Consider the following 26,676-nt stretch of genomic DNA (forward strand, 5'->3'; position numbering starts at 1 on the left):
GCTGAAGGTTCGTCGAGGTTATGAGGGATGCCGGGGAACTGTCAATGAAAAAACATACGCTCGTTTGAAATCATCGTTTTAATGGTTTGTAACGGCTCGGTCGCTGGTGCACCGCACCGGGCGTCGGTATGCTGCATTCATCGCGGCCCTTGGTTGGTAAGGGCCTGAAGCACATGAGGGATATTCGTGGATTTCGTTGTCGATTACGCAAGTTTTCTGGCTAAAACCGTGACGCTGGTAATCGCCATTGTGGTGGTGCTGGTTGCAATTGCCTCCATGCGTGGCAAGGGGCGTCGCAAGTCGGCCGGGCAGTTGCAGGTCACCCGGCTCAATGATTTCTACAAGGGGCTGCGCGAGCGGCTCGAGCAGTCGTTGCTCGACAAGGATCGCCTTAAGACGCTGCGCAAGGAGCAGGGCAAAGCTCTGAAGAAAGACAAAAAGCAGGCCGAGCACAAGGCCCGAGTCTACGTGCTGGATTTCGACGGCGACATCAAGGCTTCGGCGACTGAAAGCATGCGTCATGAAATCACCGCACTGCTGACGCTGGCCACCGACAAGGACGAAGTGGTCCTGCGTCTGGAAAGCGGCGGCGGCATGGTGCACAGCTACGGTCTGGCATCTTCGCAGCTGGCGCGCATCAGGCAGGCGGGTATTCCGCTTACCGTATGCATCGACAAGGTAGCCGCCAGCGGCGGGTACATGATGGCCTGCATCGGCAACAAGATTATCAGCGCACCGTTCGCCGTCCTCGGGTCCATTGGCGTTGTGGCGCAGTTGCCCAATGTCAATCGCCTGCTGAAAAAGCATGACATCGATTTCGAAGTGCTGACCGCCGGCGAATACAAGCGCACCCTGACCGTTTTTGGCGAAAACACCGAGAAGGGCCGTGAGAAATTCCAGCAGGACCTGGACATCACCCATGATCTGTTCAAGAACTTCGTTGCCAGCTACCGCCCGCAATTGTCCATCGACGAAGTAGCGACGGGCGAGGTGTGGTTGGGTATGGCAGCGTTAGACAAACTGTTGGTCGACGAACTCAAGACCAGTGACGAATACCTGGCCGAGCGAGCCAGGGAGGCAGACGTGTTCCACCTGCACTACGTGCAACGCAAGAGCCTGCCGGAGCGCATGGGCATGGCTGCGGCTATATCAGCGGATCAGATGGCTGCGAAGTGGTGGGGGCGTTTGACCCAGCAGCGTTTCTGGTAGGTGCGGGCGAAAGACTGACCTGAGTCGACTCCTAATCCACCCGACACCACAGAACCGCCGTGTGACGCAGAGCGTCAGGACTGCATTCCGATGCGCAGCGTCGGCACGATAATCAAAGTCTCGTGCCCAGCCATGAGCACGTCGACCAAGTATCAGGTGCCTGACTCAGCGGCGGCGAAACAGCGGCAGTGGCTCGTCGGTCGCGGCCTGATAGGTGACCGAAAAATCTTTCAGGCCTTCCAGTGCTTCGTACGGATCCTTGTCGGCACGCACCGCAAACGCGTCGAAGCCACAACGGCGCATATAGAACAGCTGGTCGCGCAGCACATCACCGATGGCACGCAACTCACCTTTGTAGCCGAAACGATCACGCAACAGGCGCGCATTCGAGAAGCTGCGACCGTCCGTGAAGGCCGGGAAATTGAGAGCGATGACCTGAAACTGGTCGACGTCCGCTCCGATCTCTTCGGCTTCTTCATCGCTGTCCAGCCATACGCCCAGGCCCCCGTCGCGGGCCTTGAGCGCATGAGCGTGTTCACGCCACAGTGCCAGGGGCACGATCAGGTCATCAGCGTTCGACAGGCTGTCAAAGGTGGTTTCCTTGGGCAGCAGATGCCAGGTTTCATCAATGACTTCGTTGTTCTTAATGATTCGCTGCATAGACGCGCTCCTTGAAAGGGTCAATGCCAATACGTTGATAAGTGTCGATAAAGCGCTCGTCTTCGGTACGTTTTTCAACGTAGACATCGATCAACTTCTCGATCACGTCCGGCATTGCCTCCTGAGCAAAGGAAGGGCCGAGGATCTTGCCCAGGCTCGCATCGCGGCTCGCGCTGCCGCCCAATGAGACCTGATAGAACTCTTCACCTTTCTTGTCCACGCCCAGCACGCCGATATGGCCGACATGATGGTGACCACAGGCATTCATGCAACCGGAAATGTTCAGGTCCAGCTCACCGATATCGAACAGGTAATCCAGATCGTCGAAGCGGCGCTGGATCGATTCTGCAATCGGAATCGATTTGGCGTTGGCCAGCGAGCAGAAATCGCCGCCTGGGCAGCAGATGATATCGGTCAGAAGACCAATGTTGGGTGTGGCGAAGCCGTTATCGCGCAGTTCGTTCCACAATGTGAACAGCTCGGCCTGCTCGACGTCGGCAAGGATGATGTTCTGCTCATGGGAAGTGCGCAACTGACCGAAGCTGTAACGGTCGGCCAGATCGGCGATGGCATCCAGCTGCTTGTCGGTCACATCGCCTGGTGCAACGCCGGTTGGCTTGAGCGAAAGGGTCACCGCGATGTAGCCCGGCTTCTTGTGAGCCAGCACATTGCGTTGCCGCCAGCGAGCGAAACCGGGGTGTTGAGCGTCCAGCGCAGCCAGTTCGGTGTGCTGGTCGCTCAGGGTTTTATAGTCAGGATCGACAAAGTGCCGGGAAACGCGCTGCACTTCTGCCTCGGTCAGGGTGGTCTGACCGCCACGCAGGTGAGCCATTTCGGCCTCTACCTTGGCGGCGAACACTTCAGGCGTCAGTGCCTTGACCAGAATCTTGATCCGCGCCTTGTACTTGTTGTCACGACGGCCATAACGGTTATAGACCCGCAGAATGGCATCGAGATAGCTCAACAGGTCCTGCCAGGGCAGGAACTCATTGATGAACGCGCCGACAACCGGCGTACGGCCAAGGCCGCCACCCACCAGAACGCGGAAGCCCAGCTCGCCGGCTTCGTTGCGCAACGGCTCAAGGCCGATGTCATGCACTTCGATGGCCGCGCGATCACTGGTCGAACCGTTGATTGCGATTTTGAACTTGCGCGGCAGGTAGGCAAATTCCGGGTGGAAAGTGGTCCACTGACGGACGATTTCACACCATGGCCGTGGGTCCACCAGTTCGTCTGCGGCGACGCCGGCAAACTGATCGGTGGTCACGTTGCGCAGGCAATTGCCGCTGGTCTGGATGGCGTGCATCTGGACGGTCGCGAGTTCAGCAAGAATGTCTGGCACATCTTCAAGCGCAGGCCAGTTGAACTGCACGTTCTGGCGGGTACTGATGTGCGCATAGCCCTTGTCGTAGTCACGCGCAATTTTTGCCATCATGCGGGCCTGACGCGATGTCAGCTGGCCGTATGGAACAGCGACGCGCAACATCGGCGCGAAGCGCTGGACATAAAGGCCGTTTTGCAGGCGCAACGGTCGAAACTCTTCCTCGCTCAGCTCCCCGGCCAGATAGCGTCGGGTCTGATCCCGGAACTGCTTGACGCGGTCCTCGATGATCTTCTGATCGTAATCGTCGTATACGTACATATAGATCCTGTTCTCAGGCTTCGTCATGAAGCAGGGCGGTGGCGTCAGTGCGGACACAAGCCCGCTGTTGCCTGCTTCATCTGGTCAATTCTGCGCGCACGGCCGCGCACTCCCCGGGGAGCGAAGGCGACGATAGCAGTTTGCAGATATCGATAAAAGTGATGTTTATATATATGCAAATCACTAAAAGCGATAAGCAAAAAGTGCCTGCTCATGTCCCTGCTTGCCGTGTGGGCAAGACTCGACTTAACTATGCATTGACCGATGCCGAATGAGTGTCGTAACCCTACATTTCATATGCAATCACCCACAAGACCGACAAGAGGCGATGCGATGAGCAAGCACCCCAAAGTAACCAAGCCGGGCAGATCCGTGGACACCTGGGCCATTCTATTCATTGTCATTCTGGCAGTGGGCGCCGCAATGTTCTGGGCCAGTAGTCAGTGACAAGCTGAATAAACAATCTGCCGGAGTCTCCAGAACCTTGCTGTAGCAGCCGATAACCCGCGTGTAGCGACAAATTCGTGCTACTTCAAGGTTCGTTGATATGAAGGCGCTATTTGCGCGGTGTCTGCTGCTGTGCAGCTTTTTTTGGGCTGCGTCTGCACCTGCCGCCTCGGTGATATTTCTCAGTCCCGGTTCGGAAACCGATGGCTATTGGCAGAGCCATGCCCGAGTGATGCAGACGGCAGCCGATACCACCGGTATGTCGCTGAAAATTCTCTATACCGATCGCGACACCCGAAAGCTGCTCGCCATGGCGCGAGAGGTGCTGCAAGGGTACGTGCGTCCGGATTACCTGATGTTTTCCAACGAGCTGAATGTCGCCCCCGAGATCCTGCGTATGTCTACCGGCAGCGGGGTAAAGCTGTTTGCGGTCAACAACACGCTGACGGCGGATCAGATTCGTATCCTGGGTGACTTGCCGTCACGCTATCCGGATTTTATCGGCAGTCTTGTGGGCAATGATGAAGATGGCGGCTACCTGACCGCGAAGAGGCTTATCAGTCTGGCTCACCCGCCCGCAGACGGTCAGGTAATCGAAATGCTCGCGTTCTCCGGGACCAACACTACGCCGGTTTCCCTTTTGCGTGAAAAGGGCATGCTGCGCGCCCTTTCAGAGCACCCCGAAGTGCACTTGCGGCAAATCGCGCTGGGGGGATGGCGGCGTGACCGCGCGCTTGAACAAGCGCGTGTATTGTTCAAGCGCTACCCGAACACCCGGCTGGTGTGGGCTGCCAACGAGCAGATGGCGTTCGGTGCGATGGACGCACTGCGGGAAAAAGGAGGAAAGCCGGGCAATGAAGTGCTGTTCAGTGCAATCAACGGCACATCGCTTTCCCTGCAGGCACAACTGACTGGCAGTCTGAGCGTAGTGGCTACCGGGCATTTCACCCTGGGTGGATGGGCCATCATCCTGCTGCATCGCTATGAGACGGCCTATCGACAAACCTGGCAACACGTGGGCGCACGCACGATTGACGTACTGCATCTGGTCGAGCCACAGGACACGCAACGCTTTCTGAACGCGACTCGCGACGAGCGCTATCGGCTCGACACCCAAGCGTTCAATGTGGGGGCTTTTGGCGAAGAATCACCGTTTTCCTTGAAAAGCATGCTGCCGCCTGATCGCTCGGGCGGCAGATAACCGGTCAGCGCTTATTCGTCGTAGCCAAGATTGGGTGCCAGCCAGCGCTCGGTGATGCTCAGATCCTGGCCCTTTCGGGCGGTGTAGCTTTCGACCTGATCCTTGTCGACCTTGCCCACCGCAAAATACTGCGCTTGAGGATGGGCGAAGTACCAGCCACTGACCGCCGCAGCCGGGAACATTGCGTAGTGCTCGGTAAGGAATACGCCGCTTTTGCCGGGCGTGTGCTCGGGCGTCCCTTCAGGCAGTGGATCGAGCAAGGCGAAAAGGGTGCCTTTTTCAGTGTGGTCCGGGCACGCCGGGTAACCGGGAGCCGGTCGAATGCCCATGTATTGCTCCTTGATCAAGGCCTCGTTGTCCAGCGCCTCGTCTTTCGCGTAACCCCAGTACTCCTTGCGCACTTGCTCGTGCAGCCACTCGGCGCAGGCTTCGGCAAGACGGTCGGCAAGTGCCTTGACCATGATCGAGTTATAGTCGTCGCCCTTGTCCTGATATGCCTTGGCAACTTCTTCGGCGCCAATGCCGGCCGTGGTGATGAAGCCTCCGATGTAGTCGGTCAGGCCACTGTCTTTCGGGGCGACAAAGTCGGCCAGGGAGAAATTCGGTTTGCCGTCGGGCTTGATGGTTTGCTGGCGCAAGTGATGCAGCTTCGCCAGCGGCTTGCCCTCGTCGTCGTAGACTTCCAGGTCATCGTCGTTCACCTGGTTGGCTGGCCAGAAGCCAAACACCGCGCGGGCGCTGATCAGTTTCTCGTCGATCAGCTTGCGCAGCATCTGCGTGGCGTCTGCATAAAGTGCGGTGGCTGCTTCTCCGACCACTTCGTCGGTGAGAATGCGCGGGTATTTGCCGGCCAGGTCCCAGGAGATGAAGAACGGTGTCCAGTCGATGTAGTGCGCCAGGACGTTCAGGTCGATGTCCTGCAGAACGCGGGTTCCGGTGAACGTCGGTCGGGCAGGGGTGTAGTTTTCCCAGTCGAACCGGGGCTTTTTCGCCACCGCTGCGCCGTAGCTCAAGCGCTCGGTGCGCGCACTGCGTGCCGAGGTACGCTCACGTACTTCGACGTATTCCAGGCGGGTCTTTTCGATGAAGGCCGGCTTCAGTTCTTTCGATAGCAACTGGGTCGCGACGCCTACCGCACGCGACGCATCGGTGACGTAAATGACCGCATCGTTGCTGTATTTAGGCTCGATCTTGACCGCCGTGTGTGCCTTTGAAGTCGTTGCGCCGCCGATCATCAGGGGCAGATGGAAGTCCTGACGCTGCATTTCCCGGGCGACATGAACCATTTCGTCCAGCGACGGTGTGATCAGACCGGACAGCCCGATGATGTCGCACTTTTCGTCGCGAGCCACCTGGAGGATCTTCTCGGCAGGAACCATCACGCCAAGGTCGACGATGTCATAACCGTTACAGCCCAGCACCACACCGACGATGTTCTTGCCGATGTCGTGCACGTCGCCCTTGACCGTCGCCATAAGGATCTTGCCCTTGGCTTCGGGTTTGTCGCCTTTTTCCAGTTCGATGAACGGAATCAGGTGCGCGACCGCCTGCTTCATGACCCGCGCGGATTTCACTACCTGGGGCAGGAACATCTTGCCTGCGCCGAACAGGTCGCCGACCACGTTCATACCCGACATCAGCGGGCCCTCAATCACCTCGATGGGGCGGCTGAATGCCAGGCGCGACTCTTCGGTGTCCTGAACGATGTGTGTGGTGATGCCCTTGACCAGCGCATGTTCCAGCCGCTGATTCACCGGCCAGCTGCGCCATTCTTCGGTTTCGGCTTCCTTGATGCTGCCATCGCCTTTGAACTTGTCGGCAATCGCCAGTAACGCATCCGTGCCTTCGGCATTGCGGTTGAGCACCACGTCTTCGACGCAGTCACGCAGCTCGGCAGGGATCTGGTCATAGATTTCCAGCTGTCCGGCGTTGACGATACCCATGCTCAGGCCATTGCGGATCGCGTGCAGCAGGAATACCGAGTGGATCGCCTCGCGCACCGGGTTGTTACCGCGGAACGAGAACGAAACGTTGGACACGCCGCCCGAGGTCAGGGCATACGGCAGCTCGTCACGGATGTAAGCGCAGGCGTTGATGAAGTCCACGGCATAGTTGTTGTGTTCTTCGATCCCTGTGGCAATGGCGAAGATGTTCGGGTCGAAGATAATGTCTTCCGGCGGGAAACCCACTTCGTTGACCAGTATGTCGTAGGAGTGCTTGCAGATTTCCTTTTTGCGCGCTTCAGTGTCGGCCTGACCCTGCTCATCAAAGGCCATCACCACCACGGCGGCTCCATAACGCTTGCACAGGCGGGCGTGATGTATGAACTGCTCGACGCCTTCCTTCATGCTGATGGAGTTGACGATGCCTTTGCCCTGGATGCACTTGAGGCCTGCTTCGATTACTTCCCACTTCGAGGAGTCGATCATGATCGGTACGCGGGAAATATCCGGCTCGCCTGCGATCAGGTTGAGGAAGGTCACCATGGCCTTCTTCGAGTCGAGCATCCCTTCATCCATGTTGATGTCGATCACCTGAGCCCCGGCTTCGACCTGCTGCAGGGCGACTTCCAGCGCCTCGGTGTAGTTGTCTTCACGGATCAGGCGGGCAAAGCGCGCAGAACCGGTGATATTGGTCCGCTCGCCGACGTTGACGAACAGCGACTGGCGATCAATCGTAAACGGCTCAAGGCCTGACAGGCGGCATGCCTTGGGAATGTCAGGAATTTCGCGCGGTGCATAGCCCGAGACCGCTTCGGCAATCGCCTTGATATGCGCCGGAGTCGTGCCGCAGCAACCGCCGACAATGTTCAGAAAACCGCTCTGAGCGAACTCTTCGATGATCTTGGCCGTCTGGCTCGGCAGTTCGTCGTATTCGCCGAAGGCGTTCGGCAGGCCGGCGTTGGGGTGTGCGGAAACATGTGTATTGGCCTTGTTGGCCAGTTCCTGCAGGTAAGGGCGCAGCTCACTGGCCCCCAATGCGCAGTTAAGACCGACTGAAACCGGTTTGGCGTGGCTGATCGAGTTCCAGAAGGCTTCGGTGGTCTGTCCCGAGAGGGTCCGCCCCGAGGCGTCGGTAATGGTGCCGGAAATCATGATCGGCAGTTCGAAGCCCAGCTCTTCGAACACTCCTTGCACGGCGAAGATCGCCGCCTTGGCGTTGAGGGTGTCGAAAATGGTTTCGATCAGGATCAGGTCGGCACCGCCCTCGATCAGTCCTTTGGTGGCTTCGGTGTAGTTTTCGACCAGTTCGTCGAACGTGACGTTGCGATACCCAGGGTTATTGACGTCCGGCGACAGTGAGCACGTGCGACTGGTAGGGCCGAGCACGCCGGCGACGAAGCGAGGCTTGTCCGGTGTCTCCAGGGTCTTGGCGTCGGCGACCCTGCGTGCCAGGCGTGCGCCTTCGACGTTCAGCTCATAGACGATCGACTCCATTCCGTAGTCGGCCTGAGACACCTGAGTAGCGTTGAAAGTGTTGGTTTCGAGGATGTCGGCACCGGCATCCAGGTAAGCCTTCTCAATGGCGCCTATCACGTCGGGGCGAGTCAGGATCAACAGGTCGTTGTTGCCTTTGACATCGCTCGGCCAGTCAGCAAAGCGCTTGCCGCGGTAGTCTTGCTCTTCGAGCCTGTAGCTCTGGATCATGGTGCCCATGCCGCCATCGAGGATCAGGATCCTCTGTTTCAGAGCAGTGAGAAAGGCTTGATGGCGGGCGCTGCGGTCAGACATGGGGGCTACCTTGAGAAGGTCGATACTTTAAAGGACGGGATGATAGCAAACCGGAAAGGTTTTGGTGGTGTTGCGCCTTTTGCATGAAAATCATTCATGTTGATCGCGATGAGGCCCGAGTAGAATTGTGCCATTTTAATATCAGGGCCTACGGGATATGCCGCACCGTTTGTTGGCAAGTGTCATCTTGCTTTTTATCTGCTGTGCTGCCCAGGCCCAGACACCCTCCGCTACACCTGCACCCCCGGCCATCTCCTATGTAAAGGATATTCAGCCGATCCTCACCCAGAAATGCGTAGCTTGCCATGCCTGCAACGATGCTCCCTGCCAACTGAATCTGGGCAGTGGAGAGGGCGTGAGCCGTGGTGCGAGCAAAACCCCGGTGTATCAGGGCGAACGCAGTGAGGCGGTGGCGCCGACCCGGCTGTTTTACGACGCACGTGATACCGATGCATGGCGCGGTAAGGGCTTCTACTCAGTGCTGGAGGCTCAGGGCAGCCAGGCAGCACTGATGGCGCGCATGATTGATCTCGGGCGTAGCGCGCCGTTGCCTGCCAACAGCAAAATCCCGAATGAGATTGCACTGGGTATCAATCGCGAAAATGTCTGTCCGTTGCCCGGCGAATTCGACGCCTATGCTGCTGCTCATGCGCAACAAGGCATGCCGCTGGCCGTGGCCGGCCTTACCGACGCCGAATACCAGGCGCTGCAGCGCTGGCTGGCTGCCGGTGCGCCAGTCGAGCAACAGGCCATTACTCCGAGCGTTGCCGAGACGGCGCAAATCAATGCCTGGGAGGCGCTGCTCAATCAGCCAGGCGCGAACCAGGCACTGGTCGGCCGCTGGCTGTTCGAGCACCTGTTTCTGGCGCATATCTATTTCGAAGACGGTGAAGCGGGGCATTTTTTCCAGTGGGTACGCTCGCGTACTCCAAGCGGCAAACCTGTCGATCTGATCGCGACCCGGCGTCCCGACGACGATCCGGGCAGTGACGTCTATTACCGACTCGTCCCCGTACAGGGTGTGATCGTTCACAAGACTCACATTACCTATGCCATGAGCCCGCAGAAGCTGGGGAGGGTCAGGCAGTTGTTCTATGGCAGCGACTGGAAAGTCAACGCCTTGCCGGGCTACGGGCCGGGTCATCGGGCCAATCCGTTTCTGACCTTCGAAGCGATTCCAGCAGCGGCGCGTTATCAGTTCATGCTCGATAACGCTGAGTACTTTGTCCGCACCTTCATTCGCGGGCCGGTCTGTCGCGGGCAGATTGCGACCGATGTGATTCGTGATCAGTTCTGGGTGTTGTTTCAGGACCCGTCGCGCGACCGGTATATCACCGATGCTAGCTATCGTGGGCAGGCGACGCCTTTGCTGGCCATGCCAGGTCAGAACGACGACGTTGGCAGCGTGCTCAGCCTGTGGCTGTCTTATCGGGACCGGCGCAACCAGTATGAAGACCTGCGTCGCGATAACTACGCGAAAATGCCCGCGCCGGGGTGGAGTACGCTGTGGGCTGGCAATGACAACGCCTTGCTGACTGTTTTCCGTCATTTCGACAGTGCGTCTGTCAATAAAGGCCTGATTGGCGATGTGCCGCACTCCATGTGGTTGTTCGACTTCCCGCTGCTGGAGCGCACCTATTACCAGTTGGCAGTGAACTTCGACGTCTATGGCAACGTGTCGCATCAAGCCCAGACGCGGTTGTATTTCGACCTGATTCGCAACGGTGCTGAAATCAACTTCCTGCGCCTGATGCCTGCCGATCTGCGTGAAGGCATGCTCGACGATCTTTACCAGGATGGCGGCAAGATCAAGATGTGGCTGGATTACCAGAAGATCGATGACGATACGCCGAGCGGTATCAAGCTCGATGAAAAGGCACCGCAGCGCGACTTTGCGTTCAAACTGATCGAGCGTGCGGGCAGCCTGAACGCCGCGCCGGATCCGATCAATCGCTGTAGCGGGGCGTATTGCTCGCGTCCGGACCTCGACCGCGGCTTTGCCCAGGCTGAGCAGGTGCTTAGCCGTTTGACGTCACGCCCGGCGGCGGGCCTGAAAGTCATCGATCAATTGCCGGAAGCGAGCATGTTGCGCATCGAGGGCAGTAACGGCAAGCGTTTGATCTACAGCATGCTGCGTAACCGCGCGCACAGCAACGTGGCGTTTCTGCTGGGCGAGTCGTATCGCTATATACCGGGTCTGGACACACTGACTGTCTATCCTGGGGTACTCAGCAGCTACCCGAACTTCATATTCAACATTCCGGTCGCCCAGGTGTCTGCTTTTGTCGATGCCATGGAGCAAAGCAAGGATCAGACGAGCTTCGAGCAAATCGTGCAGCGCTGGGGCGTGCGCCGGACTCATCCGCTGTTCTGGACCTATTTTCACGATCTGAACCGCTATATTCAGGAAACTGAACCACGCGAAGCAGGTGTACTGGATATGAATCGCTACGAAAACCTCTGAAAACAGGGGGCTTGCGCCGCAGACCCCACGTGGAACATGGCCTGCAGCCATCGTTACTTCCTGAACGAAACGTATCTTGGGCGACCTTTTTTTTGAAACAGTGGTCCGAAATGGTGCGCGTCATCGACCGGTCCGTCGAACCGTCGATGATTGAAAGTCAGGCAGTAGAGGTTTCTTGTGATGTTGATTTCAGTTCAGGCCCTACGGGCGTTCGCAGCGTGGGTCGTGGTGTGCCATCACTTCATGCAGATTTTTTTCGATTTCAAGGCCAGTGGCCCGGTGGGCCAGTTCTTTGTGTCAAAAGGCGCGGTCGGGGTCGATATCTTTTTTGTCATCAGCGGTCTGGTTATCTTTTTGTCTACGCAGAACAGTGATATGCCTGCACGGCGGTTCATTCTGCATCGCCTGATTCGCATTGTTCCCGCTTACTGGCTGTACACCGCCGCCATGGCGTTGCTGTTGCTGATCGCTGCACCGATGCTCCCGCACCAGGTGATCGGCTGGCAGAACTTCCTCCTGTCACTGGTGTTTATTCCGTCCGAAAATCCCGGAGGCTACGGGCTGTATCCGACGCTCAACGTCGGCTGGACGCTCAATTATGAAATGTTTTTCTACCTTCTGTTCTCGATGGTGTTTCTTTTTCGGCAACGTCATCGACCACTGATCATTGCTGCCGCACTGTTTGCCGTCAGCGAGGTTCTGGCCCGTGCCGGATTGATCAGCCGGTTCTACGGCAATGACATCATTTACGAATTCCTGCTGGGTATCGGCATTGGCATTCTCTATCGCCGTGGCTGGATCAGGCAGGCGCGATGGCTGCCGCTGGCGGGTATTGCGGTAGGGCTGTATGCGATCAACCACCTGACCAACGAGCAGCGCCTGCTCAACTGGGGCCTGCCCAGCGCCTTGATTGTGTTGTCGTGTATCTCGCTGGAGCCTTATTTCCAGGGCAATCGTCTGCTCAAGGTGCTGGGGGACTGTTCTTATTCTGTCTACCTGCTGCACGTGCTGGTGCTGTACGGCGGCTTGCTGATGGCGCAACGCTTTGGGCTCAGCCCCTATGTGGTCTTCGCGTTCTGCGTTCCGATCATCGCCATCGGTGCCTGGGTCAGTTATGAGTGGATCGAGAAAGGCCTCTATCGTCGGATGAAGGGCTGGCTGGATGGACGTCGAACGCTCAGTCGCGCGCAAGCATTAACCTGACAAAAATACTGGGACTTTGTGTGACGCGGCCGATTGGCGTAAACTGCTGGCACGTCTGCGAGGAATTTTCATGACCGCTATCACTATTACCGATGCCGCCCACGATTATCTGGCCGATCTGCTGGAAAAGCAGAATACCCCGGGCATAGGCATCCGGGTATTTATCACCCAGCCCGGCACTCAGTACGCCGAAACCTGCATCGCTTACTGCAAGCCGGGTGAAGAAAAGCCGGAAGACAAGGCCATCGGCCTGAAAAGCTTCACTGCCTGGATCGATGGTTTCAGTGAAGCCTTTCTGGATGATGCCGTGGTTGACTATGCCACTGATCGCATGGGCGGCCAGCTGACCATCAAGGCACCCAATGCCAAAGTGCCTATGGTCAATGCCGACAGCCCGATCAATGAGCGCATCAACTATTATCTGCAAACCGAGATCAATCCGGGCCTTGCCAGCCATGGTGGTCAGGTGACACTGATCGATGTGGTTGAAGAAGAAACCAGGAATATTGCCGTCCTGCAGTTCGGTGGCGGTTGCCAGGGCTGCGGTCAGGCTGACGTCACGCTGAAGGAAGGCATCGAGCGCACGTTGCTTGAGCGCATTCCCGAGCTGTCCGGCGTTCGCGATGTCACAGACCACACGCAGAAAGAAAACGCTTATTACTAAGCGGGTCCCTGTTGCATAAAAAGCGCCCTGATTGTTCAGGGCGTTTTCATGTTCGGCAGCCAGCGGATGTCAGTCCATCTCCACCAGCACTGCGCCTTCTGTGACCATTTCACCCTCGCGGCAGTAGAGCGCTGAAATCACGCCGGCCCTGGCTGCGCGGATGCTGTGTTCCATCTTCATGGCTTCCAGCACCACCAGTTGCGCTCCGCACTCGACCGCCTGGCCCACTTCAACCAGCACACGCACGATGCCGCCATTCATCGGCGCTTTCAGACCGCCGTGCTGACCCTCAGCGGCATCTGTCTGAGCAATGGAGTCCAGCCTGCTGACGGTGTACAGATCGCCTTGCCAGGCTAGATAAAGCGTATCGCCACGACGTATCGCCAGATGTGTGCGGCGCGTTCCGTCGTGCTCGACATGCAGATGCTCGCCGACGAGCTTGAACAGCGGGGCGCTACTGTCGCGCAAGCAGACGCTTCGCGTCTGGCCGTTGCAGTTCAGTTGCAGATCTGTTTCCGCAGGCAGTCCGGCACGAAAGCCTGTGGCAACGGCCCAGGGCGAGTGCACATCGGCCTGATCGATTCGTGCCGGTTCACTCTGGCGATAGGCCTCGGCAGCGGCCTGCCAGAACGTTGCGCACAGCTCGCTGGCTGGCGGCAACAATGCAGTCTGATGGCGAGGGATGAAGCCGGTATCCAGTTCGGCGGCAGCAAACGCTGGATCGGCGATGATTCTGCGCAGGAACGCCAGGTTGGTCCTGACACCACCCACAGCGAACTCATCCAGCATGCCCAACAGGCGAAGGCGCGCTTGTTCACGGTTTTCGCCCCACGCAATCAGCTTGCCGAGCATAGGATCATAGAAGGGTGAAATGCTATCGCCCTCGGCAACGCCGCTGTCCACACGCCTGCCGAGGCCGGGTACAGGCTCTTTGTAGAGCGTCAGCGTGCCGGTTGCTGGCAGAAAGTCATTGGCCGGGTCTTCGGCATACAGCCGGACTTCGATGGCGTGACCAATCAGCGGCACTTGCTCTTGGGTAATGGGCAGCGGCTCACCTCTGGCGACTCTGATCTGCCATTCGACCAGGTCCAGTCCGGTGATGTACTCGGTCACCGGGTGTTCCACTTGCAGGCGCGTATTCATCTCCATGAAGAAAAACTCGCCGCGTGCATCCAGCAGGAACTCTACCGTGCCTGCACCTACATAGCCGATGGCCTGAGCAGCCTTGACCGCCGCGTCACCCATTGCCTTGCGCAATTGCGGTGTCAGACCGGGTGCTGGCGCTTCTTCAACGACTTTCTGGTGTCGACGCTGAATCGAGCAGTCGCGTTCATTCAGGTAGAGACAGTGACCGTGGCGGTCGGCAAATACCTGAATCTCGACATGACGTGGAGTGAGTACGTATTTCTCTACCAGCATCCGCCCATCACCGAACGAGGAGAGCGCCTCCCGCTGAGCGGAGGCCAGCGCTTCGGCCAGTTCGCCGGTGTGTTCAACCACCTTCATGCCTTTGCCACCGCCACCTGCCGTGGCTTTCAACAGCACCGGGTAACCGATGCGCTCGGCGGCGGCGCGGAACGTCTCGATGTCTTGTTCATCCCCGTGATAGCCAGGCACCAACGGCACACCTGCCTGTTCCATCAACGACTTGGCTGCGGATTTGCTGCCCATGGCGTCAATGGCAGAGGCGGGCGGCCCGAGGAAGATCAACCCGGCCTCTTCAATAGCGCGCGCGAAGTCGGCATTTTCGGACAAAAAACCATAGCCAGGGTGGATCGCTTGCGCGCCGCTAGCCTTGGCGGCGTCGATAAGCTTGTCGATCGCCAGGTAGCTCTCTGCAGCCTTGCTGCCCCCCAGGTTGACGCAAATGTCGGCTTCGCGGCTATGACGCGCGTTCCGGTCGATGGCGCTGTGCACGGCGACCGTGGTCAGCCCCATGTTTTTCGCGGTCCGCATGATGCGACAGGCAATTTCACCACGATTGGCGATCAGTAATGAAGTCAGCTCGGGCGTGCTCATGATTGCGAGTCCTTCTGGGAGGCTTTTCGGGCTGCGGGCTCTGCGACAGGTTGATCGTCGCCTGCCTGCCAGCCGGGCGTGCGTTTCTGCAGGAACGCACGCAGGCCTTCCTGACCTTCGGCACTGGTGCGGATACGGGCGATGGCGCTTTCACAGTAGCGACGCAATGCGGGTGTCAGTTCGCCGCTGCCGACTTCACGCAACAGCTCCTTGCTGACCTGCATGGCCTGCGGGCTGTTGAGCAGCAGATTGTCGATCCAGTCCTGGGCGCGGGCTTGCAATTCGGCGGCCGGGTAGCACTCGGCGATCAGACCTATCTGCTGTGCTCGCTGACCGTCGAAACGCTCTGCAGTCAGGGCATAGCGTCGCGTCGCACGCTCGCCGATGGCCTGCACCACAAACGGACTGATAACCGCTGGTGCCAGGCCAATGCGCACTTCCGACAGGCAGAACTGCGCATCCACCGCAGCGATAGCCATGTCGCAGCAACTGATCAGGCCCAGTGCGCCGCCGAATGCCGCGCCTTGTACCACCGCAAGCGTCGGAATTTTCAGCCTGGCGAGGCTGTACATCAGTTCTGCCAGTTCGCGTGCATCGTCCAGGTTGGTGTTGTAGTCCAGGTCTGCTGCCTGCTGCATCCACGCCAGATCGGCACCGGCACTGAAATGCCTGCCATGCCCACGCAACAGCAGGAAGCGCAGGCTGACATCCGCTTGTACCCGCTCCAGCGCAAGAATCAGCTCGCGGATCATCTGCGCGTTGAAGGCATTGTTTTTGTCCGGTCGGTTCAGCCACAACGTGGCAAAGCCGCGCGGGTCGATGATCAGTTCAAGGGTCGCGAATGAAGTCGAAGTCATGGTCATTTCCCGGCTCACATCCGGAACAGGCCGAAAGTGGTAGGTTCGATAGGCGCATTGAGCGAGGCGGAGAGGGCAAGCGCGAGAACGTCGCGGGTTTGTGCCGGGTCGATGACCCCGTCGTCCCACAGGCGGGCACTGGAGTAATAAGGGTGTCCCTGATGCTCGTACTGATCGAGAATCGGCTGCTTCAACCCGGCCTGCTGTTCGGCGCTGAACGCCTGGCCGGCACGTTCTGCCTGCTCGCATTTGACCTGCACCAGCACGCCGGCCGCCTGCTCGCCGCCCATCACGCCGATTCGCGCATTGGGCCACATCCACAGAAAGCGCGGATCATAGGCGCGGCCACACATGCCGTAATTGCCTGCGCCGAAACTGCCCCCGATGATCACCGTGAATTTCGGCACTTTCGCGCAGGCCACCGCCGTCACCAGCTTGGCTCCATGCTTGGCGATACCGCCGGCTTCATACTTCTGGCCGACCATGAAGCCGGTGATGTTCTGCAGAAACAGCAGCGGAACTCCCCTTTGGCAGGCCAGTTCGATGAAGTGCGCACCTTTCTGCGCCGCCTCTGCGAATAGAATGCCATTGTTTGCCAGAATCGCGATCGGGTAGCCATGCAGGCGGGCGAAGCCACAGACCAGCGTGGTGCCGAATAGCGCCTTGAACTCATCCAGCACTGAACCGTCCACAAGACGCGCGATGACTTCCCTCACGTCAAACGGCTGTTTTGTGTCGGCCGGAATGATGCCATAAAGCTCCTCAGCCTCGTACAGCGGCGCTGTGCAGGGCGCGGCGTTCAACCGACCCTGCTTGTGCCAGTTGAGGTTGGCAATGCTGCGGCGTGCCAACGCCAGTGCATGCGCATCGTTGTCGGCATAGTGGTCGGCAACGCCAGAGGTGCGGCAATGCACATCGGCACCGCCCAAATCTTCAGCGCTGACAACTTCTCCGGTCGCCGCTTTCACCAGTGGCGGACCTGCCAGAAAGATGGTCGCCTGCTGACGCACCATGATCGCCTCGTCGGCCATCGCCGGAACATAGGCACCGCCCGCAGTGCAGGAGCCCATGACCACAGCGATCTGCGGAATGCCTAGCGCGCTCATGTTGGCCTGATTGAAGAAAATTCGCCCGAAGTGCTCGCGATCCGGAAAAACTTCGTCCTGGCGGGGCAGGTTGGCGCCACCGGAGTCAACCAGGTAGATGCAGGGCAAGCGGTTTTGCTGGGCAATGGTTTGCGCGCGCAGATGCTTTTTGACAGTGAGTGGGTAATAGGAGCCACCTTTGACCGTTGCGTCATTGGCGATGATCATGCACTCGACGCCTTCGACACGGCCAATACCGGCAATCACTCCGGCCGCCGGAACCTCTTCGCCATACACCTCATGCGCGGCGAGCTGGCCTATTTCCAGAAACGGTGATCCGGTATCCAGCAGTTGGTTGATACGCTCGCGGGGCAGCAACTTGCCACGTGACGTGTGACGCTCTTGGGCCTTGAGGCCGCCGCCTTGCCGGACTTTGCTCAGCAGCGTGCGGAGCTCTTCGACCTGCTTGAGCAGCGTAGCGCGGTTAAGGGCAAATTCCGGCGAGCGGGCGTTGATTCGGGTCTGCAGAATAGTCATGGCAGCTCCACAATCAGCGGGTTTCGTTGAACAGTTCGCGACCGATGAGCATGCGCCGGATTTCGCTGGTGCCTGCGCCGATCTCGTAGAGTTTGGCGTCACGCAACAGCCGTCCCGCCGGGAACTCATTGATGTAGCCATTGCCGCCCAGAATCTGGATGGTATCCAGCGCCATCTGCGTAGCGCGTTCAGCGCTGTAGAGGATAACGCCCGCTGCGTCCTTGCGTGTGGTCTCGCCACGATCGCAGGCCTGGGCGACTGCGTACAGGTAGGCCCGACTGGCATTGAGCTGGGTGTACATGTCGGCGACCTTGCCCTGAATCAACTGAAACTCGCCGATGCTCTGGCCGAACTGTTTGCGGTCATGGATGTAGGGCACCACCACGTCCATGCAGGCCTGCATGATCCCGGTCGGCCCGCCGGAGAGCACGACACGTTCGTAGTCGAGACCGCTCATCAGGACTCGGACACCACCATCGAGTACGCCGAGCAGATTTTCTTCGGGTACCTCGACATCGTCGAAAAACAGCTCACAGGTGTTAGAGCCGCGCATGCCCAGCTTGTCGAACTTGTTTCCGCGCGAGAAACCTTTCCAGTCCCGCTCGACGATGAACGCACTGATACCATGCGCAGCCTTTTCCAGGTCGGTCTTGGCGTAGATCACATAGGTATTGGCGTCGGGCCCGTTGGTGATCCAGGTCTTGCTGCCGTTGAGCAGGTAGCGATCACCGCGCTTGTCGGCGCGCAGCTTCATCGACACCACATCCGAGCCTGCATTGGGTTCGCTCATGGCCAGTGCGCCGATGTGCTCGCCGCTGATCAGTTTCGGCAGGTATCTGGCTTTCTGAGCCGGGGTGCCGTTACGGTTGATCTGGTTCACGCACAGGTTTGAGTGGGCACCGTAGGAAAGCGCTACGGATGCAGAGCCGCGGCTGATTTCTTCCATTGCCACGACGTGCGCAAGATAACCCAGACCCGCGCCACCGTATTCCTCGCTGACGGTGATCCCCAAAACGCCCAATTCGCCGAATTTGCGCCACATGTCGACGGGGAACAAGTTGTCCTTGTCGATTTGCGCAGCACGTGGGGCAAGTTCTGCGGCAACGAAGGATTGCAGCTGGTCGCGCAACATGTCGATGGTTTCGCCCAAGGCGAAGTTCAGGCTGGGGTAACTCATGGAGCGTTCCTTTTTTTGTTCTTGGGTGGCGTTTGTTCTTGAAGGCGCATAGAGGGCGAACAAGCCATGACCTTTACGTTAACGTAAACCTGTCGGATTAAGCTGTCAACGTTGACGCCAAGGCATGCGCAAAACGATCGAGGACTGCCTGGCAGGGGGAGGGGCGAAGGAATCAGGGAGCGTCTGGCTGGCGGAAAGCACGAAGGGGAGCCTGGGCTCCCCTTCAAGGTATCTTGCTATGCTCTTTATTGTTTTTCGGGAGGCCTGTTGTTGTTTTTGGCGACCTGACCCTTTACCTCTTTTCTCGAGCGGTCCGCAGGCGGGACCAAGAGCAAACGTATTTTTTTGAGCGCTGATCAGACTTTCATCGTATTGATCCAGCCAGTTCTGGAGCTGCCTGAGGGCAGTTTTATTGTTCTCTGTCTGGCTGCGAACGACCTGCAATCACTGCACGTAATTCTGAAAAGCTGTCCACTCCAAAAAAATCTGTTAGCTACGTCTCTGTCCGTGTTGTTCTTGTTATGTCAGAGCCGGTACGTGTTGTTTTTATTGGGTTGCTGCGTGTTTTTATTTTTGTTGTACAAGGGATATAGCAGGACCCGTGCCAGTTTTTAAATCCTCCCGTAAAGCCGGGGGGCTGAGCGTTTTTCCAGTGCAGCGGGCCATTTGATTCTGTCGTCGAGTGTTTCTGTGTTACCCGTTTGTCTCGATGTGCTGCGCGGCAGGGTAACACTCTGTGACAAGTTGTCGCACCCTGTTACCGACAGGTGACATTCCTTACGCTGACAGCCGAGCCCTGGCCACGCGCGAGCCATTGTCGCGTTGCAGCACGTCGCAGATGCGCTGGCCCGCCGCAATGACCTGTTCCAGATCAACACCGGTTTCGATGCCCATACCGTGCAACATGTACAGCACATCCTCCGTGGCAACGTTGCCGCTCGCACCCTTGGCGTAAGGACAGCCGCCGAGGCCCGCGACGGAACTGTCGAAGACCTGGATGCCTTCCTCAAGGCTTGCGTAGATGTTCACCAACGCCTGGCCATAGGTATCGTGGAAGTGTCCGGCAAGCCTGCCGCGCGGGATCTGCGCAGCGACAGCGTCGAACAGTGCCCGGGTCGCTTGCGGCGTACCGGTACCGATGGTGTCGCCCAGCGAGACTTCATAGCAACCCATTGCGTGCAGCTCGTTGGCGACGACAGCGACTTGTCGAGGCGAGACATTGCCTTCGTAAGGGCAGCCCAGCACACACGACACGTAACCCCTGACCTGCACGCCATGCATCTGCGCCGCGGCCATGATGGGCGCAAAGCGCTCCAGACTTTCGCTGATCGAACAGTTGAGATTACGTTGGGAGAACCCTTCGGTCGCCGCCGCAAACACTGCGACCTCTCTCACACCCGCCGCCAGTGCATCCTCGAACCCGCGCAGATTAGGTGTCAGGGCCGAGTAGATCACGCGTTCACGGCGCTGGATCCGTTCAAAAACCTGGGCGGAGCCAGCCATCTGTGGCACCCATCTGGGCGAAACAAAGCTGCCGACTTCTATGTGGCCCATGCCGGCAGATGTGAGGTCATCCACCAGCCGCACCTTGTCGTCGACACTGATGGGTTGCGCTTCATTCTGCAGGCCGTCACGCGGACCGACCTCAACGATATTCACCTTTTGCGGAAAAACCATGGCAGCGCCTTATAGTCAGTCAGTGCGGACGAGGTCAGTGAGCAGTGGCAATAGTCTTATCCAGTTCAGCCCGACAGCGCTCTTCAGCGGTGTCCAGCTCCAGTTGCATCTGCCGGATATCCAGCAACTGCTGTTCAAGCTGCTCGCGTCGCTCCGCGATCTTGCCGAGCATGGTCTGCAACTGTTTCTGGTTGCCGCCGGCAGGGTCATAAAGCGAGATCAGTTCCTTGCATTCAGCCAGTGAAAAGCCGATGCGCTTGCCGCGCAGGATCAATTTCAGAGTGACTTTGTCACGGGCGGTGTAGATACGCTCCATTCCCTTGCGCTCAGGGCTGAGCATGCCTTGCTCCTCGTAAAAGCGGATCGCGCGTGTGGTGATGTCCAGCTCTCGGGCGAGCTCGGAGATACTGTAGGTCTGACTGCTCATGGCATCGCTCGGCGGAGTACATGGCACTAAACCTAAAGGTTGCTTTACGTAAGCGTCAAGCAGAAGTCATGGTGAAGGGGCGCGTCTGGTCGCGCCCATGCGGCTCGAAAGCACTTTAATATTTAGAAATAACTACTTTAAAAACATAATCTTGTGGTCTTTATTTCATGCTTTTTCAAGGTTGTGTTCCTGTGCTACTACCCGTTGTGAGAGCTCGATGATCTGCTCGCGCATCCAGCGATTGGCCGGATCCTGATCAGTGCTTTCATGCCAGTACAGGTGGGTTTCGACCGAAGGAACATCGTTGACCGGCAGGTAGACATAGTGCAAGTCGTTACGCCGGGCGAAGCGTTCCGGCACTGTCATGACCATGTCGGTTTGCTGCAATACTTGCGTGGCCATCAGGTAATGCTGCGAGCGCAACGCGATTCTGCGCTGGATGCCCATTTTGCCGAGCGCCAGGTCCACGTGGCCGAGCCCGCTGCGGCGACTGGAAATATGAATGTGCGCCTGGCTCAGATAATCATCCAGTGTCAGGGTGACTTTGTTGGCCAGAGGATGAGCCTTGCGCATGCCGCACACATAGCGATCTTCCATCAGCTTGACATGCCGGACCTGCGGGTCGGTATTGAGCGGCGCATCCACGGCGAAGTCGAGGCGACCGGCCGCCAGCTCCTTGGTGGTTTCCCTGCGTTTGGACAGAAAACTCTCGATAGTGACGGCGGGCGCAAGGCGTCGCAGCCGCTGGAAAAGCACCGGCAGGATTACCGCTTCGGTCAGATCGGTCATGCTGATGCGGTAGTTCTTGTTGGCCTGCAGCGGGTTGAATATACGGCTTTCCTGCACCGACACCCTGAGCAACGAAAGCGCGTTGCGCACCGGGCCAATAATGTTTTGCGCCATGGGTGTCGGCACCATGCCCTGTGCTGTGCGCACAAACAGCGGGTCATTGAAGGTTTCTCGCAACCGCGCCAGAGCGTTGGATACCGCAGGCTGGGTAATGCCGACGATCTGCCCGGCGCGGGTCAGATTGGCTTCGGTGTAGATGGCGTCGAAGACAATGAAAAGATTGAGATCGACCTTGCTCAGGTTCATTGATGGGCGCCTCGTGCTGTTATTGTGATTCGCTGTTCGGCAGGCTGGGATGCCGCAACGATGGTGGATCATATATCGGTTATGAATGTTTATACACGCCGAGAATAGATTAGATAAATGTACGGTGTTTCTCTAGCATCAGGCTGATGAATTCGACACCCTGATCGAGAAGGTAGTGGCCCATGGATTTTGCGTATTCCCCGAAGGTGCAGGCCCTGCGTGAGCGCGTTACAGCGTTCATGGACGCCTACGTGTACCCAGCCGAGCCGATTTTCGATCAGCAAGTGGCCGAAGGGGACCGCTGGCAGCCCACTGCGATCATGGAAGAACTCAAGGCGCGTGCCAGAGCGGAGGGTCTGTGGAATCTGTTTTTGCCGGAGTCCGGCCTTGGCGCCGGGCTGAGCAATCTGGAATATGCGCCGCTGGCGGAGATCATGGGGCGTTCGCTGCTCGGTCCCGAGCCGTTCAATTGCTCGGCGCCGGACACCGGAAACATGGAGGTATTGGTTCGCTACGCCAGTGAGGAGCAGAAAGCGCGATGGCTGGAGCCGCTGTTGCGCGGCGAGATTCGTTCCGCCTTTGCCATGACCGAACCTGAAGTCGCTTCATCGGACGCCACCAATATGGCTGCACGTGCCGAGCGTGAAAGCGACGAATGGGTGATCAACGGGCGCAAATGGTGGACATCCGGTGCCTGCGACCCGCGCTGTAAAATCCTGATTTTCATGGGCCTGACCAATCCCGATGCGCCGCGTCATCAGCAGCACTCGATGATTCTGGTCCCGGTCGACACGCCGGGTGTGAAGATCGTCAGACCGCTACCGGTGTTCGGCTACGACGACGCACCACACGGGCATGCAGAAGTGCTGTTCGATAACGTCAGGGTACCTTTTGAAAACGTATTGCTGGGTGAGGGGCGGGGCTTTGAAATCGCTCAAGGGCGGCTGGGCCCAGGCCGCATCCATCACTGCATGCGCTCCATCGGCATGGCCGAGCGGGCGCTCGAGTTGATGTGCAGACGCTCTGTCGACCGGGTTGCTTTTGGCAAACCGCTGGCGCAGCTGGGCGGCAACATCGACAGGATTGCCGACTCCCGCATGGAGATCGACATGGCCCGCCTGCTGACTTTGAAAGCGGCTTACATGATGGACACGGCTGGCAACAAGGTCGCCCGGAGTGAAATCGCGCAGATCAAGGTCGTCGCGCCGAACGTGGCGTTGAAGGTCATAGACCGGGCGATTCAGATACACGGCGGGGCGGGTGTTTCCAATGACTTCCCCTTGGCCTATATGTACGCCATGCAACGCACACTGCGCCTGGCAGATGGCCCCGATGAAGTGCATCGGGCTGCAGTCGGCAAGTATGAGCTGGGCAAGTACCTGCCAGCTGACGGGGTGCGTAGCCGGACCTGAACTGCTAGCCGGTCACTGCACCCAGACCTCGACCCGGCGGTTCTTGATGCGCCCGTCGTCGATATCATTGGTGGCTACTGGCATTTCGTCACCCATGCCAACGATGTCGCGGAACGTGACGCCGCTTTTCAGCAGTTCTCGACGCACGGCCATGGCGCGCAGCCTTGAGAGCAGGGCTGCGCGTGCCGGGTCACTCTTGGCGTCGCCAAAGCCGACCAGCGTCACATGCTGATTGAGCTTGTCGCTGGCCTTGAGGTACTCCGCTACCCGTTTGAGGTCCTGCTGCGCCTTGTTGTCCAGCCTCGCACTGCCTTGGGCAAAGCGAAAGTTGACTGACAGGCGTTCGGCCTTGCGCGCCAGCGCCTGATAATCCGCGGGCATTTGTGCGGTAGGCTGCACCTTGAGTGCCTGCACAGTCTGTGCGACGAAACCACTCTGCGCCACGATGTCCTGACCCCCGGCGCTCTGCGCGAAACGCACAAGCGCCTGGGCCCAGCGCTGATGAGCCGAGGCGGGCACATAAAAATACAGTCGTCGCGACAGCGGGTAGTCCTCGGTGGCAATCAGGCTCACGGTCGGCAGCATGGGCCTGGAATCGCCATCGGCAATGGCCACCGCTCTGGCATGCCTGACGGAAGGCAGTCCGGTGAAGCCAATGCCATTGATATCCTTGCTCACCTCGTCAGAGAGCTGTTCGCTGGATTCGAAGCGCGCGGCTGCGCCAGACAGAATCTTGCCGTACTTGGTCAGTACCAGCTCCTTGAACGTTTCGTAGGTGCCAGACTTTTCATCACGCACATAAAGATGAATCACACCCGGATTGCCGCCCACTTCGCTCCAGTTCCTGACTTCCCCGCTGAAAATACGCGCCAGTTGAAGTGTATCCAGCTGTCTCACGGAATTGCCGGGATGCAGAATCACGGCAACGCCATCAATGGCAATGGTCTGCTCGCTTGCTGCGCTTTTCAGATCGCCAAGGTCTGCCAAATCCTTGGCTTCCTGATCCTTGATCGGTCTGGAAGAGGCCGCGATATCGGCGTTGCCTGCTTTCAATGCAGCAAATCCGGTACCTGATCCGTGTGCGGCGATCTCGACGCTGACCGTTTGCCCGGCTGCAGTTGTGCCCACGACACGCTGTTCATTGATGACGTTGCCAGCAAGAGTCTGTACCGATTGCAGGCCTTGCTGACGCATCAATCCTTCAACCAGCGCGGGACCTAACCGGGCATTGATGGTGTTGGAGCCTTGAATGCGCAAGGCAGGTATCTCGCCAGCAGGCACTGGCAGTGCCGCCAGTACAATGGCGGGCAGGGTAGCGCTCGACAGGGTCAGCGCCGTTAGCAAAGCGCGCAACATCGGCGTCACCATGAGTCACGGGAGGTTGCGGGAGAATAAGACAGAAAGGTTGCAGGAACATGACGATTGCTCGACCGCTGCGTGCGACCCGATTCTGGATCGCGCGACAGGGTGCCTGCTCAGTTCAACTCCAGCCAGATCGGCGCATGGTCCGATGGCTTTTCCATACCGCGCAAGTCGTAGTCCACGCCGGCCGCCTTGATGCGCGGCTGCAGACCGGTAGAAGTCATGATCAAATCAATGCGCAGCCCGCGTTTGGGCTCGTCTTCAAAGCCCCGGCTGCGGTAGTCGAACCAGCTGAACCTGTCGATGACCTCCGGGTAAAGGTAACGAAAGCTGTCGACAAGGCCCCAGTTTTTCAAGCGCTCCATCCACTCGCGCTCTTCCGGGAGGAAGCTGCACTTGCCGGTTTTCAGCCAGCGTTTGGCATTGTCGGCACCGATGGCGATATCGCAGTCCTGCGGTGAGATGTTCACGTCGCCCATGACGATCAGCGGCTGGTCGTTGCTGAAGCGGCTTTCGAGCAGCGTTTGCAGGTTCTCGTAAAAACGCTGTTTTGCCGGGAATTTGGTGGGGTGATCGCGGCTCTCGCCCTGCGGAAAGTAGCCATTCATGATGGTTACCGGCTGGCCATTGCTGTCAGCGTAAGTACCCCATATGAAGCGTTTCTGGGATTCCTCGTCGTCGCCCTCGAACCCCTTGTGCAGGGTTATTGGCGGATTGCGCGACAGCAGGGCAACGCCGTAATGGCCTTTCTGGCCATGAAAGTGCACGTGATAGCCCAGCGCTTCGACGTCCGCGAGTGGAAATTGCTCGTCCGAAACCTTGGTTTCCTGAAGACCGATCACGTCCGGCTGGTGTTTGTCGATCAATGCCGCCAACTGATGAGGTCGAGCGCGCAGACCATTGATGTTGAACGAGACGATTTTCATAAAACAGCGGTCCTGAGCAAAAACAAACAGCGATGCTAGCTGACCTGTCGTTTCAGGACCAGCACCATGTCCGACACTGCCCGGCTGCGTGCCCGCACAAATCGTTGGAACTGTTATCAAGTGCCATCACTCGAAAGCCTGCTTGCCAAAACTGCTGCGCCAGACGCAGTTCCGTTAACACGAGGCCCTTTATGTCCCTACCTGCTGCCATCACGGGTGAAATTCGCCAACTCGACAGTGGTTATTCCCGTGAAACCCGCTCCTTGCTGTTCAGGGCCTATCGGCACGATCCGACCTTCGCCTATCTGTTCAATGCCGAGCGCGAGGGATATGAGCAACGCGTATTGGCGACCATTCGCCAACTGGTCAAACAACACTTCCTGCAAAATCAACCGGCGCTTGGTCTGTTTCTGGATGATCGGCTGGTTGGCGTGGCACTGATCGCGCCACCTCAGCGTCGCCTTGGGGTCACAGAAAGCTGGGCCTGGCGCCTGCGCATGGTGATGGATACCGGTCTGGGCTGCACTCAGCGCTACCTTGCTTATTACAACGCGGTGCTCGCCTGTGTACCTTCCGAAACCGTGCATGTGCTGCCATTGATAGGGCTCGACCCGGAATTTCAGGGACAGAAGCTGGGGCAGGATTTGAGTGAGCAACTGCTGGGGGCTCTGCACGATTGGTGCGCAGTAGACGAACAGTCCCAAGGCATCGTCGTAGACACGGGTAATCCTCGCTATCTTGAGTTCTATAAGCGACAGGGTTACGAGGAAATCGGCGAGATTGCCGTAGGCCCGGTCCGAGAGCATGTGTTTTTTCATCCGAACCCTCAGGTTTCACTGCCGGTGCCTGATGTAACGGTCTGAATATTCGACAATTCGTGG

19 protein-coding genes and 1 pseudogene are annotated in these 26,676 nt (G+C 58.3%); 8 read left to right on the top strand and 12 right to left on the bottom strand.

The features are described from left to right. Positions 1–186 precede the first annotated feature (186 nt). Entirely contained in the window at positions 187–1,209 is a 1,023-nt protein-coding gene (gene sohB / locus ALO80_RS09750; protein ID WP_055008850.1) for a protease SohB, read from the top strand. A gap of 165 nt (positions 1,210–1,374) precedes the next feature. Here the strand turns inward: sohB and ALO80_RS09755 are convergent, their stop codons facing one another. Together ALO80_RS09755 and ALO80_RS09760 are read right to left on the bottom strand one after the other, a co-directional pair. Beyond that, positions 1,375–1,869 (bottom strand): DUF934 domain-containing protein, encoded by a 495-nt coding sequence (locus tag ALO80_RS09755; RefSeq protein ID WP_054988720.1) that lies wholly within the window; start codon positions 1,867–1,869, stop codon positions 1,375–1,377. After that, entirely contained in the window at positions 1,853–3,511 is a 1,659-nt protein-coding gene (locus ALO80_RS09760; RefSeq protein WP_055008851.1) for a nitrite/sulfite reductase, read from the bottom strand. The genes ALO80_RS09755 and ALO80_RS09760 overlap by 17 nt, the downstream gene beginning before the upstream one ends. A 547-nt stretch (positions 3,512–4,058) precedes the next feature. Between ALO80_RS09760 and ALO80_RS09765 the strand changes: the two genes are divergently transcribed. Further along, positions 4,059–5,159 carry an ABC transporter substrate-binding protein gene (locus ALO80_RS09765; RefSeq protein ID WP_055008852.1) on the top strand — a complete coding sequence of 367 codons (1,101 nt, stop codon included), beginning with the start codon at positions 4,059–4,061 and terminating at the stop codon, positions 5,157–5,159. Between the two features lie 11 nt (positions 5,160–5,170). Here the strand turns inward: ALO80_RS09765 and metH are convergent, their stop codons facing one another. Then, entirely contained in the window at positions 5,171–8,890 is a 3,720-nt protein-coding gene (gene metH / locus ALO80_RS09770; protein WP_055008853.1) for a methionine synthase, read from the bottom strand. A gap of 157 nt (positions 8,891–9,047) precedes the next feature. Between metH and ALO80_RS09775 the strand changes: the two genes are divergently transcribed. The 3 genes from ALO80_RS09775 to nfuA all read left to right on the top strand — a co-directional run bounded on the left by ALO80_RS09775 (position 9,048) and on the right by nfuA (position 13,221). Further along, positions 9,048–11,354, top strand: a complete 2,307-nt coding sequence (locus ALO80_RS09775) for a fatty acid cis/trans isomerase (protein ID WP_055008854.1) — start codon at positions 9,048–9,050, stop codon at positions 11,352–11,354. Positions 11,355–11,534: 180 nt separating this feature from the next. Beyond that, positions 11,535–12,557, top strand: coding sequence for an acyltransferase family protein (locus ALO80_RS09780; RefSeq protein WP_054988715.1), 1,023 nt, complete (start codon positions 11,535–11,537; stop codon positions 12,555–12,557). A gap of 70 nt (positions 12,558–12,627) precedes the next feature. After that, positions 12,628–13,221, top strand: coding sequence for a Fe-S biogenesis protein NfuA (nfuA, locus tag ALO80_RS09785; RefSeq protein WP_054988714.1), 594 nt, complete (start codon positions 12,628–12,630; stop codon positions 13,219–13,221). Positions 13,222–13,290: 69 nt separating this feature from the next. Here nfuA and ALO80_RS09790 read toward each other — a convergent pair whose 3' ends face one another. Genes ALO80_RS09790 through ALO80_RS09805 form a run of 4 tightly spaced genes read right to left on the bottom strand, consistent with a single transcriptional unit; the run spans position 13,291 to position 18,896 of the window. Continuing rightward, positions 13,291–15,240 (bottom strand): acetyl/propionyl/methylcrotonyl-CoA carboxylase subunit alpha, encoded by a 1,950-nt coding sequence (locus ALO80_RS09790; RefSeq protein WP_055008855.1) that lies wholly within the window; start codon positions 15,238–15,240, stop codon positions 13,291–13,293. Further along, complete coding sequence (locus tag ALO80_RS09795; protein ID WP_055008875.1) at positions 15,237–16,097, bottom strand: gamma-carboxygeranoyl-CoA hydratase; 861 nt, start codon at positions 16,095–16,097, stop codon at positions 15,237–15,239. Before ALO80_RS09795 ends, ALO80_RS09790 begins: the two co-directional genes overlap by 4 nt. Before the next feature lie 14 nt (positions 16,098–16,111). Next, positions 16,112–17,719, bottom strand: coding sequence for a carboxyl transferase domain-containing protein (locus ALO80_RS09800; RefSeq protein WP_055008856.1), 1,608 nt, complete (start codon positions 17,717–17,719; stop codon positions 16,112–16,114). 13 nt (positions 17,720–17,732) lie between these two features. Further along, entirely contained in the window at positions 17,733–18,896 is a 1,164-nt protein-coding gene (locus tag ALO80_RS09805; RefSeq protein WP_054988711.1) for an isovaleryl-CoA dehydrogenase, read from the bottom strand. 230 nt (positions 18,897–19,126) lie between these two features. Here ALO80_RS09805 and ALO80_RS31590 point away from each other — a divergent pair. Further along, positions 19,127–19,389, top strand: a pseudogene (locus tag ALO80_RS31590) (hypothetical protein). A 284-nt stretch (positions 19,390–19,673) separates the two neighbouring features. On the opposite strand, the gene ALO80_RS09810 reads toward ALO80_RS31590, so the two are convergent. The 3 genes from ALO80_RS09810 to ALO80_RS09820 form a co-directional block, all read right to left on the bottom strand. Continuing rightward, a complete protein-coding gene (locus ALO80_RS09810) occupies positions 19,674–20,573 on the bottom strand; it encodes a hydroxymethylglutaryl-CoA lyase (protein ID WP_055008857.1) in 900 nt (299 codons plus the stop codon). Between the two features lie 34 nt (positions 20,574–20,607). Further along, positions 20,608–21,000: a MerR family transcriptional regulator gene (locus ALO80_RS09815; protein ID WP_055008858.1), complete on the bottom strand. Its 393-nt coding sequence runs from the start codon at positions 20,998–21,000 to the stop codon at positions 20,608–20,610. Between the two features lie 165 nt (positions 21,001–21,165). Beyond that, the gene (locus ALO80_RS09820; protein ID WP_055008859.1) at positions 21,166–22,095 is read right to left on the bottom strand and encodes a LysR family transcriptional regulator; all 930 of its coding nucleotides are present in this window, start codon (positions 22,093–22,095) and stop codon (positions 21,166–21,168) included. Positions 22,096–22,277: 182 nt separating this feature from the next. Between ALO80_RS09820 and ALO80_RS09825 the strand changes: the two genes are divergently transcribed. After that, positions 22,278–23,507: an acyl-CoA dehydrogenase gene (locus tag ALO80_RS09825; protein WP_055008860.1), complete on the top strand. Its 1,230-nt coding sequence runs from the start codon at positions 22,278–22,280 to the stop codon at positions 23,505–23,507. Positions 23,508–23,519: 12 nt separating this feature from the next. Here ALO80_RS09825 and ALO80_RS09830 read toward each other — a convergent pair whose 3' ends face one another. Both ALO80_RS09830 and xthA read right to left on the bottom strand, forming a co-directional pair. Beyond that, entirely contained in the window at positions 23,520–24,863 is a 1,344-nt protein-coding gene (locus ALO80_RS09830) for a substrate-binding domain-containing protein (protein ID WP_055008861.1), read from the bottom strand. Between the two features lie 119 nt (positions 24,864–24,982). Beyond that, positions 24,983–25,795 (bottom strand): exodeoxyribonuclease III, encoded by an 813-nt coding sequence (xthA, locus tag ALO80_RS09835; RefSeq protein ID WP_055008862.1) that lies wholly within the window; start codon positions 25,793–25,795, stop codon positions 24,983–24,985. Positions 25,796–25,986: 191 nt separating this feature from the next. On the opposite strand from xthA, the gene ALO80_RS09840 reads away from it, so the two are divergent. Further along, a complete protein-coding gene (locus tag ALO80_RS09840; RefSeq protein WP_054988704.1) occupies positions 25,987–26,658 on the top strand; it encodes a GNAT family N-acetyltransferase in 672 nt (223 codons plus the stop codon). Positions 26,659–26,676: the final 18 nt, after the last annotated feature.

The sequence above is a fragment of the Pseudomonas caricapapayae genome (assembly GCF_001400735.1).
Lineage (GTDB): Bacteria > Pseudomonadota > Gammaproteobacteria > Pseudomonadales > Pseudomonadaceae > Aquipseudomonas > Aquipseudomonas caricapapayae.